Genomic DNA, 17,790 nt, shown 5'->3' with positions numbered 1-17,790 from the left:
GTATGGGCGCCCGAAGGATCATTGCCACCCCCGTGCACAGCATGTGGACGGGGGTGGCGCTGCCGGGGCTACAGCGTGCGCAGCAGCACCGCCGGATGTTCCACGCAGTCCGCCACATACCGAAGGAAGCCACCCGCCGTGCCGCCGTCGCACACCCGGTGGTCGAAGGTGAGCGAGAGCTGGACGACCTGCCGCACCGCCAGCTCGCCCTCGTGCACCCAGGGCTTGGGGACGATGCGGCCGACGCCGAGCATGGCCGCCTCGGGGTGGTTGATGATCGGCGTGGAGCCGTCGACGCCGAACACTCCGTAGTTGTTCAACGTGAAGGTGCCGCCCGTGAGTTCCGCGGGCGTCAGCGTCCCGGTCCGCGCCGCCTCGGTCAGCCGGGCGAACTCCGCGCTCAACCCCTCGGCGTCGCGCGCGTGCGCGTCCCGTACGACCGGTACGACGAGCCCCCGCTTCGTCTGCGCCGCGAAGCCCAGGTGCACCTGGTCGAGCTGGACGACCTCGCGGGCCTCCATGTCGACCGTCGAGTTGAGCTCGGGGAAGCGCGCCAGCGCGGCGGTGCAGATCCGGGCCAGCAGCGCGAGGAGGGAGATCTTCGGGCCGCCGGTGGAGTTCATCGCCACGCGCGCCTGCATGAGCTCCGTCGCGTCCGCGTCCACCCAGCAGGTCGCGTCGGGTATCTCGCGCCGGCTGCGGGAGAGCTTGTCGGCGACGGCACCGCGGACGCCCCGGAGGGGGACCCGCATGCCGTGCGCCGGAGCCCCCGTGAGCCCGGGTGCGGCGGGCGCTCCCGCACCGTGGGCGACGGGCTGCGCCTGGGGCGGCGCCGCCGAAGCCGGCGTCGGCATGGGTGCGGGCGCGGGTGTCCGCACCTGCCGGGCCGCCGCACGCAACGCGTACTCGACGTCCGCCCGCAGGATCAGACCGTCGGGCCCTGAGCCCTCCAACTCCCGCAGATCCACTCCGTTTTCCCGGGCGAGCCTGCGCACCAGCGGGGAAATGACGGGTACAGGGCCGTCGGCATGCGTCCGCGTGGAGTTCCTGGCGCCGTCGCCGGGCACGGCGGCGCGCTGCCCGGACTGCCCCGAATCGTGCGCCGCGGGCACGGTGGCCGCGTGACGGTCCGCGCCCGCGGGCGGATCCGCCGGCCGTCGTACCGGAACCGCCCCGGTGGACGGCCGGACCCGCCTGCGCCGCGCCGGAGGCGCCCCCGTGCCGTACCCCACCAGCACGTTGCCGGAGCCCTCGTCGCCCGCGTCGCCCTCGACGGAGGACGTCGGCGCGCCCACCGCGACGGTCAGCAGCGGGGCGCCCACGGGCAGTTCCGTGCCCTCCTCGCCGAAGCGGGCGGTGACCACGCCCCCGTAGGGGCAGGGGACCTCGACCATCGCCTTGGCGGTCTCGACCTCGACGACGGGCTGGTCGATGGCGACGACGTCACCGACCTCCACCAGCCAGCGGACGATCTCCGCCTCGGTGAGCCCCTCCCCGAGGTCGGGGAGCTTGAACTCCAACACCTGGGCCATCAGCTGTCCGCCTCCCACTGCAGACGCCCCACGGCGTCCAGGATCCGGTCGACACCGGGCAGATGGTGCCGCTCAAGCATCGGCGGCGGATACGGGATGTCGAACCCGGCCACGCGCAGCACCGGCGCCTCCAGGTAGTGGAAGCAGCGCTCGGTGACGCGGGCCGCGATCTCCCCGCCCGGGCCGCCGAATCCGCCCGACTCATGCACGACGACCGCACGCCCGGTCCGCCGCACCGACGCCGACACCGTCTCGTCGTCGAACGGCACCAGGGAGCGCAGGTCGACGACTTCGAGGTCCCAGCCCTCGGCCCGCGCCGCCTCGGCGGCTTCGAGGCAGACGGGCACGGACGGCCCGTACGTGATGAGCGTGGCGCTCCGGCCGGAGCGCCGCACCACCGCGCGGCCTATCGGTTCAACGGCCGGCGGCTCGTCCGGGTTCCAGGAATCCTTCGACCAGTACAGCCGCTTGGGCTCCAGGAAGACGACCGGGTCGTCGGAGGCGATGGCGGCGCGCAGCAGCCCGTAGGCGTCGGCGACCGTCGCGGGCGTGACGACATGGAGCCCCGGAGTCGCCATGTAGTACGCCTCGGAGGAGTCGCTGTGGTGCTCGACGCCGCCGATGCCGCCGCCGTACGGGACACGGATGGTGATCGGCAGCGGCATGGCGCCGCGCGTGCGGTTGCGCATGCGGGCGACGTGGGAGATCAGTTGCTCGAAGGCCGGGTAGGCGAAGGCGTCGAACTGCATCTCCACGACCGGCCTGAGGCCGTACATGGCCATGCCGACGGCCGTCCCGAGGATGCCCGCCTCGGCGAGCGGCGTGTCCGTGCAACGGTCCTCGCCGAACTCCTTGGCGAGCCCGTCGGTGACCCGGAAGACGCCGCCGAGGGTGCCGACGTCCTCGCCCATGACGTGGACGGTCGGGTCGGCGGCCATGGCGTCGCGCATCGCGCGCGTGAGGGCCTGCGCCATGGTGGCGGGCTTGAGGGCAACGGTGGTCATCGCCCGGCTCCTTCCGAACCATGGTGATGCGGGCCGTCCGCCTCGGCGTCCAACTCCGCCCTCAACTGGGTCTCCTGCTCCAGCAGTTGAGTGGTGGGCTGGTCATACACATGGGCGAACAGGTCCATGGGGTCGAGCACCGGGTCCTGGTTCATGCGCTCGCGCAGATCCGCGGCCATCGTCTCGGCGTCCTCGCGCGCGGCCCGTATGACTTCGTCGTCGAGCAGCCCGCGCTCGGTCAACTCGTGCTCCAGGAGCGCGATCGGGTCGTGCGCGCGCCAGGTCTCGACCTCGGCGTCGCCCCGGTAGCGGGTGGCGTCGTCGGCGTTGGTGTGGGCGTCGATGCGGTACGTGACGGCTTCGACGAGCGTCGGACCGCCTCCCGCGCGCGCGTGGGCGATGGCCTCGCTGAGCACCTCGTGCACGGCGGCGGCGTCGTTGCCGTCCACCAGGCGCCCGGGCATGCCGTAGCCGACGGCCTTGTGGGCCAGCGACGGGGCGGCGGTCTGCTTGGCGAGCGGGACGGAGATGGCGAAGCCGTTGTTCTGGACGAGGAAGACGACCGGGGCCTGCCATACGGCGGCGAAGTTCAGTGCCTCGTGGAAGTCGCCCTCGCTGGTGCCGCCGTCGCCGACCAGGGCGAGCGCGACCACGTCGTCGCCCTTGAGGCGGGCGGCGTGCGCGAGGCCCACGGCGTGCGGGAGCTGGGTCGCGAGGGGCGTGCACAGCGGCGCGATGCGGTGCTCACGGGGGTCGTACCCGGTGTGCCAGTCGCCGCGCAGCAGGGTGAGCGCCTGGACGGGGTCGAGGCCGCGGGCGACGGCCGCGAGGGTGTCGCGGTAGCTGGGAAAGAGCCAGTCGCGCTCCTGCAGGACCAGCGCGGCGGCGACCTCGCAGGCCTCCTGGCCGGTGCTGGAGGGATAGACGGCGAGACGGCCCTGCTTGGTGAGGGCCGTGGCCTGCGCGTTGTAGCGCCGGCCGCGCACCAGCTCCGCGTACAGACGACGCAGCAGACCCGGGTCGACCTGCGCGGCTGCCTCGGTGCCGAGGACGCGGTACGGCAGCGCGTCGGGGAGCAGCGGCGCGGGGTCGGTGCGGGGCTGCCAGGCGGGCGGCGGCGTTGGCCGGTAAGCGCCTCGCTGCTCCATGACCGTCATGACGGCACCTCCTCGTGGGAGCGGCTTCGGGCACGACACGGGTGTGAGGCGCCTCACCTACCGATTGTTCGGTCGTCGGCACATTTTGGCTACAGGCACCACCAGGCTGTGGACAAACGGTTCTGCACAGCTTGAAATGAACGCAGTACGTCCATGGTAGAGAGGCGGGGGGACATGGCACCTGAACAAATGGCCGAGCCAACGGAGGCCGGCCCCGTGCTTCCGCCCGCCCGCCCCCTCGACGCCATAGATCAAGACATCCTGCAGATGCTCCAGGCGGACGGCCGCGCCTCGATCCGCTCCGTGGCCGAACGCGTCCATGTGTCGCGGGCCAACGCCTACGCGCGGATCAACCGTCTCATCGAGGACGGAGTGATCCGCGGCTTCGGGGCGCGCGTCGACCACGAGCGCGCCGGGCAGGGCACCTCGGCGTACATCACCCTCAAGATCGTGCAGAACTCCTGGCGCACGGTGCGCGAGCAGCTGAGGGTGCTCCCAGGGGCCTCCCACATCGCGCTGGTGGGCGGCGACTTCGACGTACTGCTCCTGGTGCACACGCCGGACAACAGGGCACTGCGCGAGCTGGTGCTCACGCGTCTCCAGGCCATCCCCGAAGTACTCAGCACGCGGACGCTGCTGGTGTTCGAGGAGGAGGACCTGGAGCCGGAGGGGTGATCCTCAGCGCTCGTTGCGCAGCCCCGCGAAGACCAACTGCACCACCGCGTCGGCCACTTCGCGCTCGCCCATACCGCGCCCGTCCGGCCGGTACCACTCCACGATCGAGTTGATCATCCCGAAAACCAGCCGGGTCGCGAGCCGGACCTCCACATCGCCGCGTACGTCACCGTCGGCGGCCGCCGCCTTCAGGAGCTCGGCCACCTGGTGGTCGAAGTCGCGGCGCTTCTCCAGGGCCCAGCGCTCGGTGTCCGTGTTGCCGCGCACGCGCAGCAGCAGCGTCACGTACGGCAGCTCGGCGGTGAGCACCTCGACCATGCGCCGTACGACGTACTCCAGGCGCTCCACGGCACGCCCCACGCGCGCGTGTTCCTCGTCGAGGATCCCGAAGAGGCCGTCGAGCGCCCGGCTGACGGCCCGGCGCAGCAGCTCCTCCTTGCCCGCGACGTGGTGGTATATCGACGACTTGGAGATGCCGGCCGCCTTGGAGAGGTGCTCCATGGACGTGCCGTCGTAGCCGCGCTCGTTGAAGACCTGGACGGCGACGGAGAGCAGGGTCTCCGGGGTGTAGGTGTCGCGCTTGACGGTGGTCATGGGGTGCCCTCCCGCTTCTCGGAGGCGTTCGCGTGGCGGTAGAGCGCGAGGGACGGTGCGAAGCGCCCGGAGGGTTCACGCAGGTGCAGTTCGTCCAGGACGTCGTACGACCAGTCCTTGCCGAGCCTGCGGCTCCATTCGAAGGGGCCAAGGGGGTAGTTGACGCCGAGGCGCATCGCGGTGTCGATGTCCTCCTCGGTGGCCACGCCCTTGGCGACGGCGTCGTGCGCCAGGTCGACGATCCGGGCCACCGTCCGGGCGACGATCATGCCGGGGACGTCCCCGATGACGCTGACGTCCTTGCCGAGCGCCTGGAAGAGGCCGATCGCCTCGGAGAGCGTCTGGGGAACGGTGTCCTGGGAGGCCGACAGGGCGATCCGGGTCGCCTTGCGGTAGTCCAGCGCCAGGTCGAAGTAGACGACGTCGCGGAACTCGACCGAGGTCTGCCCGTCGGCGAGGACCAGCTGGCCGCCGCTGGGCAGCACAAAGCGCGTGCCGTGGTCCTCCTCGTCCTCACGGACCTGGATGCCCGCCTCGCGGATCAGGGGGAGCAGTTCGGAGGCCGGGCCCAGATCGCCCTCGGCGACGACGTACGCGGGCGCCTGTGCCTTCTCCGCGGTGTGCGGCTCCGGGCGCTCGGCGTCGTCTCCGTAGTCGTACCAGCCGTGTCCCGTCTTGCGGCCGAGCCGGCCCGACTCGACGAGCCGCCGCTGGGCGAGCGAGGGCGTGAAGCGCACGTCCTGGAAGAAGGACTGCCACACGGAGTGCGTCACGGACTCGTTGACGTCCTGGCCGATCAGGTCGGTCAGCTCGAAGGCGCCCATCCGGAAGCCGCCGGACTCGCGCAGGATCGCGTCGATGGTGGCCGGATCGGCGGCCTGGGCCTCGTAGACCGCGAAGGCCTCGGCGTAGAAGGGCCGCGCGATGCGGTTGACGATGAAGCCGGGGGTGTCGGCACAGGCGACCGGGGTCTTCCCCCAGGCGCGTGCCGTCTCATACGCGCGCGTGGCCGACGTGACGTCGGTGGCGAACCCGGAGACGACCTCCACGAGGGGCAGCAGCGGCGCCGGGTTGAAGAAGTGCAGTCCGACCAGGCGGCCGGGGTTGCGCAGGGCGCCGCCGATGGCCGTGACGGACAGGGAGGAGGTGTTGGTGGCGAGCAGGCAGTCCTCGTGGACGATGTCCTCGAGATCGCGGAACAGCTGCTGTTTCACGTCGAGTTGTTCGAGCACCGCCTCGACGACGAGCACGCAGTCCGCGAGGTCGGTGAGGCTCCCGGCCGCGTGGAGCCGCGCGCGGGCGGCGTCCCGGTCGGCGCCGGTGAGCCGGTCCTTCTCGACGAGCCGGTCGAGACGGGCGCCGATCGCTTCGGCCGCCGCGTCGGCGCGCCCGGGTACCGCGTCGTAGAGCCGCACGGGGTGGCCCGCTACCAGCGCGACCTGGGCGATGCCCTGGCCCATGGTGCCGGTGCCGACGACGGCCACGGGGCTGCTGAGGTCGAGTGCTGTCATGTGCGCGATCCTCCCGCACGGGGTTTTCCACAGATGCGGCGGACCCCCTTGTACCGACCGATCGTTCGGTTACTCTAACTCTGTCCGGCTGTTTCTGCCCAGGTCATGAGTTCAAAGAAGAGCTCTTGAGACGAGGAGATGGTCCCGCATGGCCGCCGAACTGTCCGCGCACCAGCTGATCGCCCAGCACCGGCCCACCCTCGACCAGGCGCTGGAAGCGATCCGCACGCGCGCGTACTGGTCCCCCCACCCCGAGCACCCCAAGGCGTACGGCGAGAACGGCAGCCTGGGAATGGCCGAGGGCAAGGCCGCCTTCGACACCCTCCTGGGCACCCGCCTCGACCTCGGCCAGCCCGGCACGGACGACTGGGTGGGCGGCGAGCAGTCGCCGTACGGGATCGATCTGGGCGTCACGTACCCGCACGCGGACATCGACGTGCTGCTGCCCGCCATGCGCGCGGGCCAGCGCGCGTGGCGCGACGCGGGCGCGGAGATCCGCGCCGTGGTCTGTCTGGAGATCCTCAAGCGCATCAGCGACCGCACGCACGAGTTCGCGCACGCGGTCATGCACACCAGCGGCCAGGCCTTCATGATGGCCTTCCAGGCGGGCGGCCCACACGCGCAGGACCGCGGCATGGAGGCGGTGGCGTACGCGTATGTGGAGCAGGTCCGCACCCCGGACAACGCCGAGTGGACCAAGCCCCAGGGCAAGCGCGACCCGCTCGCGCTGGCCAAGCAGTTCACACCCGTCCCGCGCGGCATCGCCCTGGTGATCGGCTGCAACACCTTCCCGACGTGGAACGGCTATCCGGGCCTGTTCGCCTCCCTCGCCACCGGCAACGCGGTGCTGGTGAAGCCCCACCCGCGCGCGGTGCTGCCGCTCGCGCTCACCGTCCAGGTCGCGCGCGAAGTCCTCGCCGAGGCCGGCTTCGACCCGAACCTGGTGGCGCTGGCCGCCGAGCGCCCGGGAGAGGGCATCGCCAAGACCCTGGCCGTCCGGCCCGAGATCCGGATCATCGACTACACGGGCTCGACGGCGTTCGGCGACTGGCTGGAGACCAACGCCCGCCAGGCGCAGGTCTTCACGGAGAAGGCCGGCGTCAACACGGTGCTCGTGGAGTCGACCGACGACTACAAGGGGATGCTGTCCAACCTGGCCTTCTCCCTGTCCCTGTACAGCGGCCAGATGTGCACGACCCCACAGAACCTGCTGATCCCCCGCGACGGCATCCGTACGGAGGAGGGCCCCAAGTCGTACGACGAGGTGGTCGCCGACCTCGCGAAGTCCGTCGGTGGACTCCTCGGCGACGACGCCCGCGCCAACGCCCTGCTCGGCGCCATCGTGAACCCGGACGTGAAGGCCCGCCTGGAGGCCGCCACCGGACTCGGCGAAGTCGCCCTCCCTTCACGGGAGATCAGCAACCCCGAATTCCCGAACGCGGTCGTACGCACCCCGTTGATCGTCAAGCTCGACGGCGCCAAGCCGGACGACGAAGCCGCCTACATGAGCGAGTGCTTCGGGCCCGTCTCCTTCGCCGTCGCGGTCGACTCGGCCACGGACGCCGTGGAGCTGCTGCGCCGCACCATCAGGGACAAGGGTGCGATGACGGTCGGCGCGTACACCACCGACGAGGAGGTCGAGCAGGCCGTGCAGGAGGCCTGCCTGGAGGAGTGCGCCCAGCTCTCCCTGAACCTCACGGGCGGGGTCTACGTCAACCAGACGGCGGCCTTCTCGGACTTCCACGGCTCGGGCGGCAACCCTGCCGCCAACGCGGCGCTGTGCGACGGAGCCTTCGTCGCGAACCGCTTCCGGGTGGTCGAGGTGCGCCGGGAGGCGTAAGCGTGTACGCCGCCACGGCGCCCACACCGGTGCCGTGCCGCGGCTACGCCGACGCGCTCCCGGTCGCGCTCCAGTGGAACAGCGTCATGGCCACACTGGTCGCGAGGTTGTAGCTGGAGACCTGGGGGCGCATCGGCAGCGACACCAAGTGGTCGGCGCGGGCGCGGAGTTCGGGGGACAGGCCGCTGCGCTCGGAGCCGAAGGCGAGCACGGCGTCGTCGGGGAGCTTCAGCCCGCGGATGTCCTCGCCCTCGGGGTCGAGGGCGAACACCGGGCCCGGCGGCAGCTCGTCCACCGCCAGCCGCTCCACGGCGGTCGCGAAGTGCAGTCCCGCGCCGCCGCGTACGACCGTGGGGTGCCAGGGGTCGAGCGTGCCCGTCGTGACCACACCGGTCGCCCCGAAACCCGCCGCGAGCCGGATCACGGCACCGGCGTTGCCGAGGTTGCGGGGGTTGTCGAGGACGACGACGGGCGCGGTGCGGGGTGTGCGGGCCAGCGTCTCCAGGTTCGCCGCCCTGGACGGCCGTACCGCGAGAGCGGCCACTGCGGTGGGGTGCGGGCGCGCCACGAGGGTCTGGAACGTCGCCTCCGGGACCTCCACCAGCAGCGCGTCGACGGCCTCGCGTACGTCCGGGGCCAGCTCGTCGGCCAGCGCGAGCGCCGCCTGCCGGTCGGTGGTGATGGCCACCGGGATGTGCGCCTGGAAGCGCACCGCGTGCTTGAGGGCGTGGAAACCGTCGAGCAGGACGGAGCCGTCGGCGAGCCGCCGCCAGGCGCGTACGGCGGACGCGCTGTCCGAGCTGTCCGGCGTACGGGCGCCACTCTCGTCGTCCGACGTACGGGCGCCGCTCTCGTCATCCGACGTACGGGTGTGGCTCTCGTCGTCCGACGTGTGGGCGTCCGTCTCGTTCATGCCGTGAAGCCTACGTGGGTGTCCTCGGCCTGCTCCGGGATGCGCGCCTGCTGCTCGCGCGGCCCCGGCACCGTACGGCCGCTGCGCCGAATCAGCACTCCACGCGCGCGTGCCGCCCATCCGCCGAGTCGCCGCAGGAAGGACGTCGGAAGGAACACCGCGTCGGCGGCGATCATCGCGAGCGAGAAGAACGGCAGCCCGAGGACCACGGCGATCACGGCGTGCTCGGTCATCATGGCCGCCAGCAGGACGTTCTTGACCCGCCGGTTGAACAGGGTGAAGGGGAAGGCGACCTGCGCGACGACCGTCCCGTACGTCACCAGCATCACGATCGTGCCGTGCGCGGACATCAGGTCGGACAGCGCGGGCCAGGGGGAGAAGTAGTCCAGGTGGAGCGGGTAGTAGACGGCGGTGCCGTCCTGCCAGCGCGAGCCCTGGATCTTGTACCAGCCGGCGGTCGCGTAGATCAGACACGCCTCGGCCATGATCACGAGCAGGGCCGCGTTGTGCACGAGGTTCGTGACGACGTCCAGCAGGATGCGCGGCTCCGCGGTGCGCGCGCGGTGGCCGACGACCCACCACAGGGCCTGCACCGCCCACAGTCCCCAGAAGATCACCAGCCAGCCGGCGCTGAGCCACCCCGCGAGTGTCACCGCGGCCAGCGCCAGGCCGAGCACTCCCCACAGGGCGGGCCCGACCCGGTCGGGCCCCGTCCGTTCGCCACGCGCGCGTGCCTCCCGCGCGAGCCGGGCCCGCCGCGCGTCCAGCGACCACACCTGGCCGCAGCGCGTGAACACCAGATAGATCGCCATCAGGTGAATGACGTTGTCGCCGCCGTCCCCCATGAAGACGCTGCGGTTCTGCAGGGACAGCACGCCGACCATGAAGAGCACGGACATCGCGCGGGTCCGCCAGCCCACGAGCAGCAGGGCGCTGGAGAGGACGGCGAGGGCGTAGACGATCTCGAACCAGACCTGGCTGTCGGACCACATCAGGGCTGTGAACGAGTGATTGATCGCGATGAGCTGCTGGGCGAGATCCCAGCTCCACGGTCCGTCGGGCCCGTACATCTCCTGGCGGTGCGGGTATTCGCGCAGCAGGAACAGCAGCCAGGTGGCGGCGAAGCCGATGCGGATCACGGCGCTCTGGTACGGGCCGAGGGCGGTCTCGGTGACGCGGGTGATGCCGCGCGAGACCGACAGGGCGAATCGGCTCATCGGGCGCTCGCCTCCGTCAGCCCGTCCTTGCGGTCGCCTTCGGGGACGGACCACCAGGGCAACTCGCGGACGATGGGCTTGTCGGACACCTTCTCCACGCTCCACTCGGGGGCCGGCACGTTGGTGGTGCGGGAGCGGACCTGGAGGCGTTCGACGACGGCGCCCTCGCCGCCCGCGTGCTCACGGTCGAGGCGCAGTACGGCTATCCGGCGCAGATAGCGTTCGGAGAGGTCGCCGCGCAGGCCCGCGGGACGGTTCTGGCTGTCGTGCGTACTGACGTAGAAGTCCCAGGCGCGACGCAGTTCGTTCTGCTGGGTGTGGCTCGGCAGCAGATTGCCGTCGATGGCCCGGCCGTCGAGCGCGGAGAGGTCGTACCAACCGGTCTCGCGGCTGGTGCCGTCCTTGGCGCGGACCAGGGCGCGGACCTGGACCGCGATGTTCTGCTGCAGCGGGTTGGGAGCGAAGAGCTTCCAGTTCTGCTCGAACTCGGGGTAGATCCATTCGTCGATCGCCCGGCCGTGCTGCTTGGTGGCCGTGTTCGAGGGCGCGACGTGCAGGAACACCATGCCGAGGTGCACACAGGCGGTGACCGCGACGACCGCGAGGGCGAGGGCGGCGGCGATCTGGGAGCGGAGGGGGAGGGCGGCTATGCCGGTGGGGGCGGAGCCCTCCGGGACGGGGGGATCGGCGCCGGGCTCCGTCTGCGGGCGGGCGGGGCCCCTGGGTGCGGGGCTTTCGGGTGCGGGGCCTTCGGGTGCGGGGCCTTCGGATACGGGGCCATCGGATACGGGGGGCTGGGACGTGGGGGGCTCGGACACCAAGGTGTCGGGCACGGAACTGCCCTGAGCAGATCCGTCACGCCCAGACCCGTCACGCGCAGACCTGTCCGACGGGGAACCGTCAGGCGTGGAGCCGTCCGGCCCTGGCCCGGTCTTCGCGTTCTCGTCGTACGCGTCCATTCCGCCCCGATTCACGATCCCGAATCCGATGCCGGCCGCCGGGCCGCGGGCACCGTACCGCCACGCCGCACCGCACCGCGACGTTCGCACGGGCACCGTACTCAGACCCGGCCACCCGGCACAGCCCCATGGGACACAGTGGCCACAGCGGTGGCCATGAGGTTATCCACAGCGGTGGACACCTTACGGCGCTCGACCGACCACGGATTCGAACGACCGAACGACCGAACGATCGGGTGATTGGGCGTGGGGAGATGCGGAGACGGTGAAGTTGGACTTACGTCCGGTAGGCGGTGAGCCGTTCCCTTCTCGTAGAACCTGTTCTATCTTGACGCTCCGTCAGATCAGGCGCTGCCTGTTCGGTGGGCCGGCGCACGCGTGGGAGGACAGGACCGTGGACTTCACCTTCACCGAGGAGCAGCAGGCGGCGGTCGAGGCGGCGAAGGCGGTGTTCGGCGGGGTCGCGCCGGACGGGGTGCCCAGCCCCGCGCTCACCGCGGGCGCCGTCGCCGAGGACTTCGACCGGGCACTGTGGGCGAGGCTTGCCGTCGCGGACCTGCTGAGTCTGATGCTCGACGCGGAGTACGGCGGGGCGGGCCTCGACGCGGTCGCGCTGTGCCTGGTGCTGCGCGAGTCGGCGAAGGTGCTCGCGCGGGTGCCGTTGCTGGAGAGCAGTGCGGCGGCGGTAGCCGTGCAGAGGTTCGGCGGTGCGGAGGTGAAGGCGGAGCTACTGGCCCGGACGGGCCGGGGCGAGCTCGTGCTGACCGTGGCCGCCAATGGCCGGACCGGCCACGACCCGGCCGAACTCGCCGTGACCGCGCGCCGGGACGGAGACGGGTGGTGGGTGCTGGACGGCGTGCAGACGGCGGTTCCCTGGGCGCACAATGCCGACTTCACCGTCGTACCGGCCCACACGGACGCCGACCGCACCGTCCTCGCCCTTGTCCCCCGCGTCCACGAAGGGGTCGTACTCGCCGAGCAGATCTCCACCACCGGTGAGCGGCTCGGGCAGCTGAGTCTGGAGTCCGCGCGGATCGCCGCCCGCGATGTCGTCGACGCGGAGGGGGCGTGGGAGTGGCTGCGTGAGCTGCTGGCCACCGGGACGTGTGCGCTGGCGCTCGGGCTGGGGGAGCGCGTACTCGGGATGACGAGCGAGTACACCAGCAAGCGGGAGCAGTTCGGGTTCCCGGTCGCCACGTTCCAGGCGGTCGCCGTGCAGGCCGCCGACCGCTATATCGACCTGCGCGCCATGGAGGCGACGCTGTGGCAGGCCGCGTGGCGGATCAGTACGGGGGCGGGGGGTGCGCTGCCGGCGTCCGGGGACGTGGCCGTCGCCAAGATCTGGGCTTCGGAAGGGGTACGGCGGGTCGTGCAGACGGCGCAACATCTGCATGGGGGGTTCGGCGCCGACACTGACTATCCGCTGCACCGGTACCACGCCTGGGCCAAGCACCTGGAGCTGTCGCTCGGACCGGCGGCGGCGCACGAGGAGACGCTGGGGGATCTGCTCGCGGCGCACCCTCTGGGCTGATCACCGGGCACGGCGCGGGCAGGACAGTGGCGGATCCACCGGGCTGAGCACGACGCAACGGTTCACTCGCCGCGCTGAGCACCACGCCCCAGCCCACGCGCCCGGACTGAGCAGCACCCCACCGCGCACTCGCCCGGGTGATCGCCGGGCGGCAGCACCAAGCCCACGTCAATGCGTGGGCTCGCGCTCGCCGAAACCTGCGGCCGACACCCCGGCCACCCAGGACTACAGCACGAAGCCCGGCTGACCCTTGTCGTCCACGACCGGGCGGCCGACGGCTGCCCAAACCTGCATACCGCCGTCAACGTTCACAGCGTCGATACCCTGCTGGACCAGGTACATCGTGACCTGGGCCGAACGGCCACCAGAGCGGCAGATCACGTGCACCCGGCCGTCCTGCGGGGCCGCCTCGGTCAATTCGCCGTAGCGGGCGACGAACTCACTGATGGGGATGTGCAGCGCCCCCGCCGCATGGCCTGCCTCCCACTCGTCGTCCTCCCGGACGTCCAGCAGGAAGTCTCCGTCCGCGAGATCCCCGACCTCGACCGTGGGCACACCAGCTCCGAAACTCATGCCTCCGACGCTACCCGACCGCACGGACAGCCCGATCCCCCAGAGACCTCAGAGCTCCCCGGGGTCTCAGAGACCCGAAGAGACATCGGGGAGCCCAGGGGCCTCAGAGACCCGAACGACCTCAGAGGCCCCAAAGACTTCGGAGACCCCAAAGACTCAGGGAGCCTGGCCGATCAGCTCCGCCAGCTCCGCCTCGCGCTCGTCGACCTGGGCCAGCAGCTGTTCGGCGATCTCCTCAAGGAGGCGGTCCGGGTCGTCCGGGGCCAGCTTGAGCATCGCGCCGATGGCGCTCTCCTCCAGTTCGTGGGCGACGAACGTGAGCATTTCCTTGCGCTGGGTGAGCCATTCGAGGCGGGCGTAGAGCTCCTCGCTGCGGCTCGGCTTCCACTCCTCGGGCACGGGACCGGCGGCCCACTCTGCGGCGAGCTCCCGCAGCAGCGCCTCGTCGCCCCGGCCGTACGCGGCGTTCACCCGGGCGATGAACTCGTCGCGCCGCTTGCGCTCGTCCTCGTCCTGCGCCAGGTCGGGGTGGGCCTTGCGGGCCAGCTCGCGGTAGAGCTTGCGGGCCTCCTCGCTGGGGCGCACGCGCTGCGGGGGCCGTACGGGCTGGTCGGTGAGCATCGCCACGGCCTCCGGGAACAGGCCCTCCGAGTCCATCCAGCCGTGGAACAGCTCCTCGACGCCGGGCATGGGCATGACCCGGGCCCGTGCCTCGTGCGCTTTGCGTATGTCCTCCGGGTCGCCGGTGCGCGCGGCCCGCGCCTCGGCGATCTGGGCCTCCAGTTCGTCGAGCCGGGAGTACATCGGCCCGAGCTTCTGGTGGTGCAGCCGCGAGAAATTGTCGACCTCGACCCGGAAGGTCTCCACAGCGATCTCGAACTCGATCAACGCCTGCTCGGCCGCCCGCACGGCCCGCTCCAACCGCTCTTCGGGCCGCGCCCCACCCTCAGCATCCGCGGACTGGGGCGCCTCCCCCTCGACCGCCGCCTCCGAGGACGTCTGCCCCTCGGACACCGCGTCCGAGGACGTCTGCCCCTCAGGCGCCGCCTCCGAGGACGTCTGCCCCTCAGGCGCCGCCTCCGAGGACGTCTGCCCCTCAGGCGCCGCATGCGAGGACGTCTCCGCCTCGGGCGCCGCATGCGAGGAGTCCGCCGCGGTGGAATCGTCCGCTTCGCCCCTCAGGGCGCCGGACGGCTCCCGCACCCCCTCATCGGTGGGCTCGGACTGGCTCTGCTCGGCTTCCGGCGTCGTCACCCGACCAGCGTAGGCCACGGTGCTCCGGCCCCACGCCGAACCACCGCTTGGGGGCCCTCCCTTTCATTCGCCCCTCAAACCCCCAACTCCGCCGCGATCCGCCCCTCCCTCACCGCCGCCACCAGCTCCGCGTGGTCGGCCTCCGTCCGGTCCGCGTACGTCACGGCGAACGTCGCGACGGCCTCGTCCAGCTCCTCGTTCTTGCCGCAGTAGCCGGCGATGAGGCGCGGGTCGGCGCTGTGGGCGTGGGCGCGGGCGAGGAGGGCGCCGGTCATGCGGGCGTAGTCGTCCACCTGGTCGGCGGCGAGGGCGGCGGGGTCGACGCTGCCCTTGCGGTTGCGGAACTGGCGTACCTGGAAGGGCCGGCCGTCGACCGTGGTCCAGCCGAGCAGGATGTCGCTGACGACCTGCATGCGCTTCTGGCCGAGCACCACGCGGCGGCCCTCGTGCGGCACGTCGGGAATCGCGTGGCCGACGGTCGCCAGGTGCGGGAGCAGCGCCGAGGCGCGGGCCTCCTTCACCTGGAGGACGAGGGCCTCGCCTCGGTGATCCAGCAGCAGCACGACGTACGAGCGGGTGCCCACGCTGCCGGTGCCGACGACGCGGAAGGCGACGTCGTGCACCGCGTACCGGGCGAGGAGCGGGAGGCGGTCCTCCGAGAGGGTCGTCAGATAGTGCTCCAGCGACGCCACGACCGCGGCCGCCTCCGCGTCGGGTATCCGGCGCAGCACCGGTGGCGCGTCCACGAAGCGTCGGCCGCCGCCCTCCACCGCCTCCGTCGACTTCGCGGCGAACCGGCCGCTGGTGTTGGCCCGCGCCTTCTCCGAGACCCGTTCCAGCGTGCCGAGCAGATCATGGGCATCGGTGTGCGAGACGAGTTCCTCGTCGGCGATCGCGTTCCACGCGTCCAGCACCGGCAGCCTGGCCAGCAGGCGCATGGTGCGGCGGTACGCGCCCGCCGTGTCGTGCGCGGCGGCCCGGCACGTGTCCTCGTCCGCCCCGGCCTCTCGGCCCGCGAGCACGAGCGAGGTGGCGAGCCGCTTGAGGTCCCATTCCCAGGGGCCGTGCACCGTCTCGTCGAAGTCGTTCAGATCGATGACGAGGCCGCCGCGCGCGTCCCCGTACAGGCCGAAGTTCGCCGCGTGCGCGTCACCGCAGATCTGGGCGCCGATGCCAGTCGTGGGGGTGCGCGCGAGGTCGTACGCCATGAGGCCCGCCGAACCGCGCAGGAAGGCGAAGGGGGTGGCCGCCATCCTGCCGACCCGTATCGGCGTGAGCTCGGGGATGCGGCCGCGGTTGGACTCCTCGACCGCGGTCACGGCGTCGGGCCGGCCGGCGTCCACGGTCAACTCTGCGTGCGTGCCGCGCGGCACCTGCCCACGCAGGGCCTTCCCCTCTTCTTTGGGTGACCCCTGCACGGGCCATGCGGCGAATCCGCGCACCGCGAACCCCCGTACCCCCAAAGCCCCGAAAGCCCCGGGCGCCTGCTGCGCCTGAACCGCTGTCCCGAGCTCGGTCATGCCGACCGCCTCCCCCGTGCACGAACATCAACTCGTGCTGACCGTACAGCCGGGCGTCGAGACGCGTCAGACCCTGTGGACAACTCCACACGGACCCACCACGGCTGGGCCGGACTACTTCCGGAGCTCCCCCGGACACGGCCCGGTCTCCGGCAGATACCTCTCCGCCCAGGAGCCCAGTTCCTTGAGCGCGGGTTCCAGCGCGGCGCCCCCCTCCGTCAGGCGGTACGCCACCCGCAGCGGAGGACCTTCGTCGACCTCACGCACGACCAGTCCCGCCGCGCCGAGCTCGGTGAGCCGGTCCGAGAGCATCCGTTCGCTGATGCCGGGGATCGCCCTGCGCAGCTCCGCGAAGTGGACAGGGCGTTGCAGCAGGACGGCCACGACGAGGCCCGTCCAGCGCTTTCCCAGCAGCTGGAACACCCGGGCCATGCCGTCGTCGACCTGTTGGCACGCCCCTACGTCGTGGCTTCCCCGATCCGGCATGGGTCCAGAGTACTGCGTCCCCGTACGGGGGTGAAAAAAAGTAAGTAGCTGTGTAATCTCTAGCTGAGTACGAAACGGAAGTCCTCCCCGGGCCCGTTTCACGACCCCGCTCATCAACCCCGCTCATTTGGAGAACCCCATGGCCACCCTCCTCCACATCGACTCGTCCGTGTTCCCCAGCGCCGCCTCCGCCTCCCGCGCCGTGACGGACGCCTTCCGCAAGACCTGGGAGGAGCAGCACCCGGAGGGCACGGTGATCTACCGCGACCTCGCCGCGAACCCCGTGCCGCACATCACCGCCGACGCCCACACCGCCGGTTTCGCCACCCCGGACACCCACACCCCGGAGCAGGCCGCCGCCTTCGCCGAGCGCGTAGGGCTCATCGAGGAGCTGGAGCGGGCGGACGCGATCCTGATCGGCGCGCCCATGTACAACTTCGCGATCCCGTCGACGCTCAAGGCGTGGCTGGACAACGTGGTCCTCATCGGCCGCACCGCCATGACCGAGGAGTCGAAGGTGAAGGGCACCCCGGTCACCGTCGTCGCCAGCCGCGGTGGCTCCTACGCGCCGGGCACCCCGCGCGAGGGTTACGAGCACGTGCAGAACTACCTGGAGGCCGTCCTGCGCGACATGCTCGCCCTGGACCTCGACTTCATCGTTCCGGAGCTGACGATGGCGCCGCACAACCCGGCGATGTCCGAGCTGATCCCCCTCTTCGAGGCCTCCCGCACCAAGGCCCTCGACGACGCGGCCGCCAAGGCCAAGGAGCTCGCCGAGCGCCTCGCCGCGTAATCCCTCCGGGGTCCGTCACCACCCCACGCGCGCCGTGCGATTGTCCTCACCCCGGATGATCACACGGCGCACCCGCGCAGTCCCTGGACAACGCAAAAGCCCCGCAGGTCCGAAGACCTGCGGGGCTTCCAGCTGTGGGGTCGGGTGGCCCGGGGGAATCGCACCCCCGGGCTCCCACAGAACGGAGCGTGACAGTCTCCCGTCACTCCGCTCTTGTCATCCTGGTCACCA

At 71.5% G+C, this 17,790-nt stretch carries 16 protein-coding genes; 4 read left to right on the top strand and 12 right to left on the bottom strand.

Annotated features, from left to right (window positions below):
• Positions 1-68 precede the first annotated feature (68 nt).
• From ACFY0T_RS08025 to pdhA, 3 genes are read right to left on the bottom strand one after another with little or no spacing between them, the layout of a single operon-like run.
• A complete protein-coding gene (locus ACFY0T_RS08025) occupies positions 69-1,532 on the bottom strand; it encodes a dihydrolipoamide acetyltransferase family protein (protein ID WP_388865772.1) in 1,464 nt (487 codons plus the stop codon).
• Positions 1,532-2,536, bottom strand: a complete 1,005-nt coding sequence (locus tag ACFY0T_RS08020) for an alpha-ketoacid dehydrogenase subunit beta (RefSeq protein ID WP_388865769.1) — start codon at positions 2,534-2,536, stop codon at positions 1,532-1,534. Before ACFY0T_RS08020 ends, ACFY0T_RS08025 begins: the two co-directional genes overlap by 1 nt.
• On the bottom strand, positions 2,533-3,693 hold the full coding sequence (gene pdhA, locus ACFY0T_RS08015) for a pyruvate dehydrogenase (acetyl-transferring) E1 component subunit alpha (RefSeq protein WP_388865766.1): 1,161 nt from the start codon (positions 3,691-3,693) through the stop codon (positions 2,533-2,535). The genes ACFY0T_RS08020 and pdhA overlap by 4 nt, the downstream gene beginning before the upstream one ends.
• Positions 3,694-3,867: 174 nt before the next feature.
• Here pdhA and ACFY0T_RS08010 point away from each other — a divergent pair, with 174 nt between their 5' ends.
• Positions 3,868-4,368 carry an Lrp/AsnC family transcriptional regulator gene (locus tag ACFY0T_RS08010; RefSeq protein WP_388865763.1) on the top strand — a complete coding sequence of 167 codons (501 nt, stop codon included), beginning with the start codon at positions 3,868-3,870 and terminating at the stop codon, positions 4,366-4,368.
• Between the two features lie 3 nt (positions 4,369-4,371).
• Here ACFY0T_RS08010 and ACFY0T_RS08005 read toward each other — a convergent pair whose 3' ends face one another.
• Together ACFY0T_RS08005 and ACFY0T_RS08000 are read right to left on the bottom strand one after the other, a co-directional pair.
• Positions 4,372-4,962, bottom strand: a complete 591-nt coding sequence (locus tag ACFY0T_RS08005; protein ID WP_388865760.1) for a TetR/AcrR family transcriptional regulator — start codon at positions 4,960-4,962, stop codon at positions 4,372-4,374.
• On the bottom strand, positions 4,959-6,473 hold the full coding sequence (locus ACFY0T_RS08000; protein ID WP_388865757.1) for a 3-hydroxyacyl-CoA dehydrogenase: 1,515 nt from the start codon (positions 6,471-6,473) through the stop codon (positions 4,959-4,961). Before ACFY0T_RS08000 ends, ACFY0T_RS08005 begins: the two co-directional genes overlap by 4 nt.
• A 148-nt stretch (positions 6,474-6,621) precedes the next feature.
• Between ACFY0T_RS08000 and paaN the strand changes: the two genes are divergently transcribed.
• The gene (gene paaN, locus ACFY0T_RS07995; protein WP_388865754.1) at positions 6,622-8,313 is read left to right on the top strand and encodes a phenylacetic acid degradation protein PaaN; all 1,692 of its coding nucleotides are present in this window, start codon (positions 6,622-6,624) and stop codon (positions 8,311-8,313) included.
• Positions 8,314-8,356: 43 nt separating this feature from the next.
• On the opposite strand, the gene ACFY0T_RS07990 is transcribed toward paaN, so the two are convergent.
• Genes ACFY0T_RS07990 through ACFY0T_RS07980 form a run of 3 tightly spaced genes read right to left on the bottom strand, consistent with a single transcriptional unit; the run spans position 8,357 to position 11,402 of the window.
• Positions 8,357-9,226 (bottom strand): TrmH family RNA methyltransferase, encoded by an 870-nt coding sequence (locus ACFY0T_RS07990; RefSeq protein ID WP_388865751.1) that lies wholly within the window; start codon positions 9,224-9,226, stop codon positions 8,357-8,359.
• Complete coding sequence (locus tag ACFY0T_RS07985; protein WP_388865748.1) at positions 9,223-10,443, bottom strand: HTTM domain-containing protein; 1,221 nt, start codon at positions 10,441-10,443, stop codon at positions 9,223-9,225. Before ACFY0T_RS07985 ends, ACFY0T_RS07990 begins: the two co-directional genes overlap by 4 nt.
• On the bottom strand, positions 10,440-11,402 hold the full coding sequence (locus ACFY0T_RS07980) for a DUF5819 family protein (protein ID WP_388867001.1): 963 nt from the start codon (positions 11,400-11,402) through the stop codon (positions 10,440-10,442). Before ACFY0T_RS07980 ends, ACFY0T_RS07985 begins: the two co-directional genes overlap by 4 nt.
• A gap of 394 nt (positions 11,403-11,796) precedes the next feature.
• Here ACFY0T_RS07980 and ACFY0T_RS07975 point away from each other — a divergent pair, with 394 nt between their 5' ends.
• Positions 11,797-12,933 (top strand): acyl-CoA dehydrogenase family protein, encoded by a 1,137-nt coding sequence (locus ACFY0T_RS07975; protein WP_388865745.1) that lies wholly within the window; start codon positions 11,797-11,799, stop codon positions 12,931-12,933.
• 225 nt (positions 12,934-13,158) lie between these two features.
• Here ACFY0T_RS07975 and ACFY0T_RS07970 read toward each other — a convergent pair whose 3' ends face one another.
• From ACFY0T_RS07970 to ACFY0T_RS07955, 4 genes are all read right to left on the bottom strand, one after another.
• On the bottom strand, positions 13,159-13,488 hold the full coding sequence (locus ACFY0T_RS07970; RefSeq protein ID WP_388866998.1) for a rhodanese-like domain-containing protein: 330 nt from the start codon (positions 13,486-13,488) through the stop codon (positions 13,159-13,161).
• 174 nt (positions 13,489-13,662) lie between these two features.
• Positions 13,663-14,760: a hypothetical protein gene (locus tag ACFY0T_RS07965; protein ID WP_388865742.1), complete on the bottom strand. Its 1,098-nt coding sequence runs from the start codon at positions 14,758-14,760 to the stop codon at positions 13,663-13,665.
• Positions 14,761-14,834: 74 nt separating this feature from the next.
• On the bottom strand, positions 14,835-16,280 hold the full coding sequence (locus ACFY0T_RS07960) for a DUF2252 domain-containing protein (protein ID WP_388865739.1): 1,446 nt from the start codon (positions 16,278-16,280) through the stop codon (positions 14,835-14,837).
• Between the two features lie 114 nt (positions 16,281-16,394).
• The gene (locus tag ACFY0T_RS07955; RefSeq protein ID WP_388865736.1) at positions 16,395-16,766 is read right to left on the bottom strand and encodes a winged helix-turn-helix transcriptional regulator; all 372 of its coding nucleotides are present in this window, start codon (positions 16,764-16,766) and stop codon (positions 16,395-16,397) included.
• 139 nt (positions 16,767-16,905) lie between these two features.
• Between ACFY0T_RS07955 and ACFY0T_RS07950 the strand changes: the two genes are divergently transcribed.
• A complete protein-coding gene (locus tag ACFY0T_RS07950; RefSeq protein WP_388865733.1) occupies positions 16,906-17,559 on the top strand; it encodes an FMN-dependent NADH-azoreductase in 654 nt (217 codons plus the stop codon).
• Positions 17,560-17,790: the final 231 nt, after the last annotated feature.

The sequence above is a fragment of the Streptomyces sp. NPDC001530 genome, from assembly GCF_042894545.1.
Lineage (GTDB): Bacteria > Actinomycetota > Actinomycetes > Streptomycetales > Streptomycetaceae > Streptomyces.
Note: the sequence above shows the minus strand (reverse complement) of the source record. Positions and strands in the feature narration are given on the sequence as shown.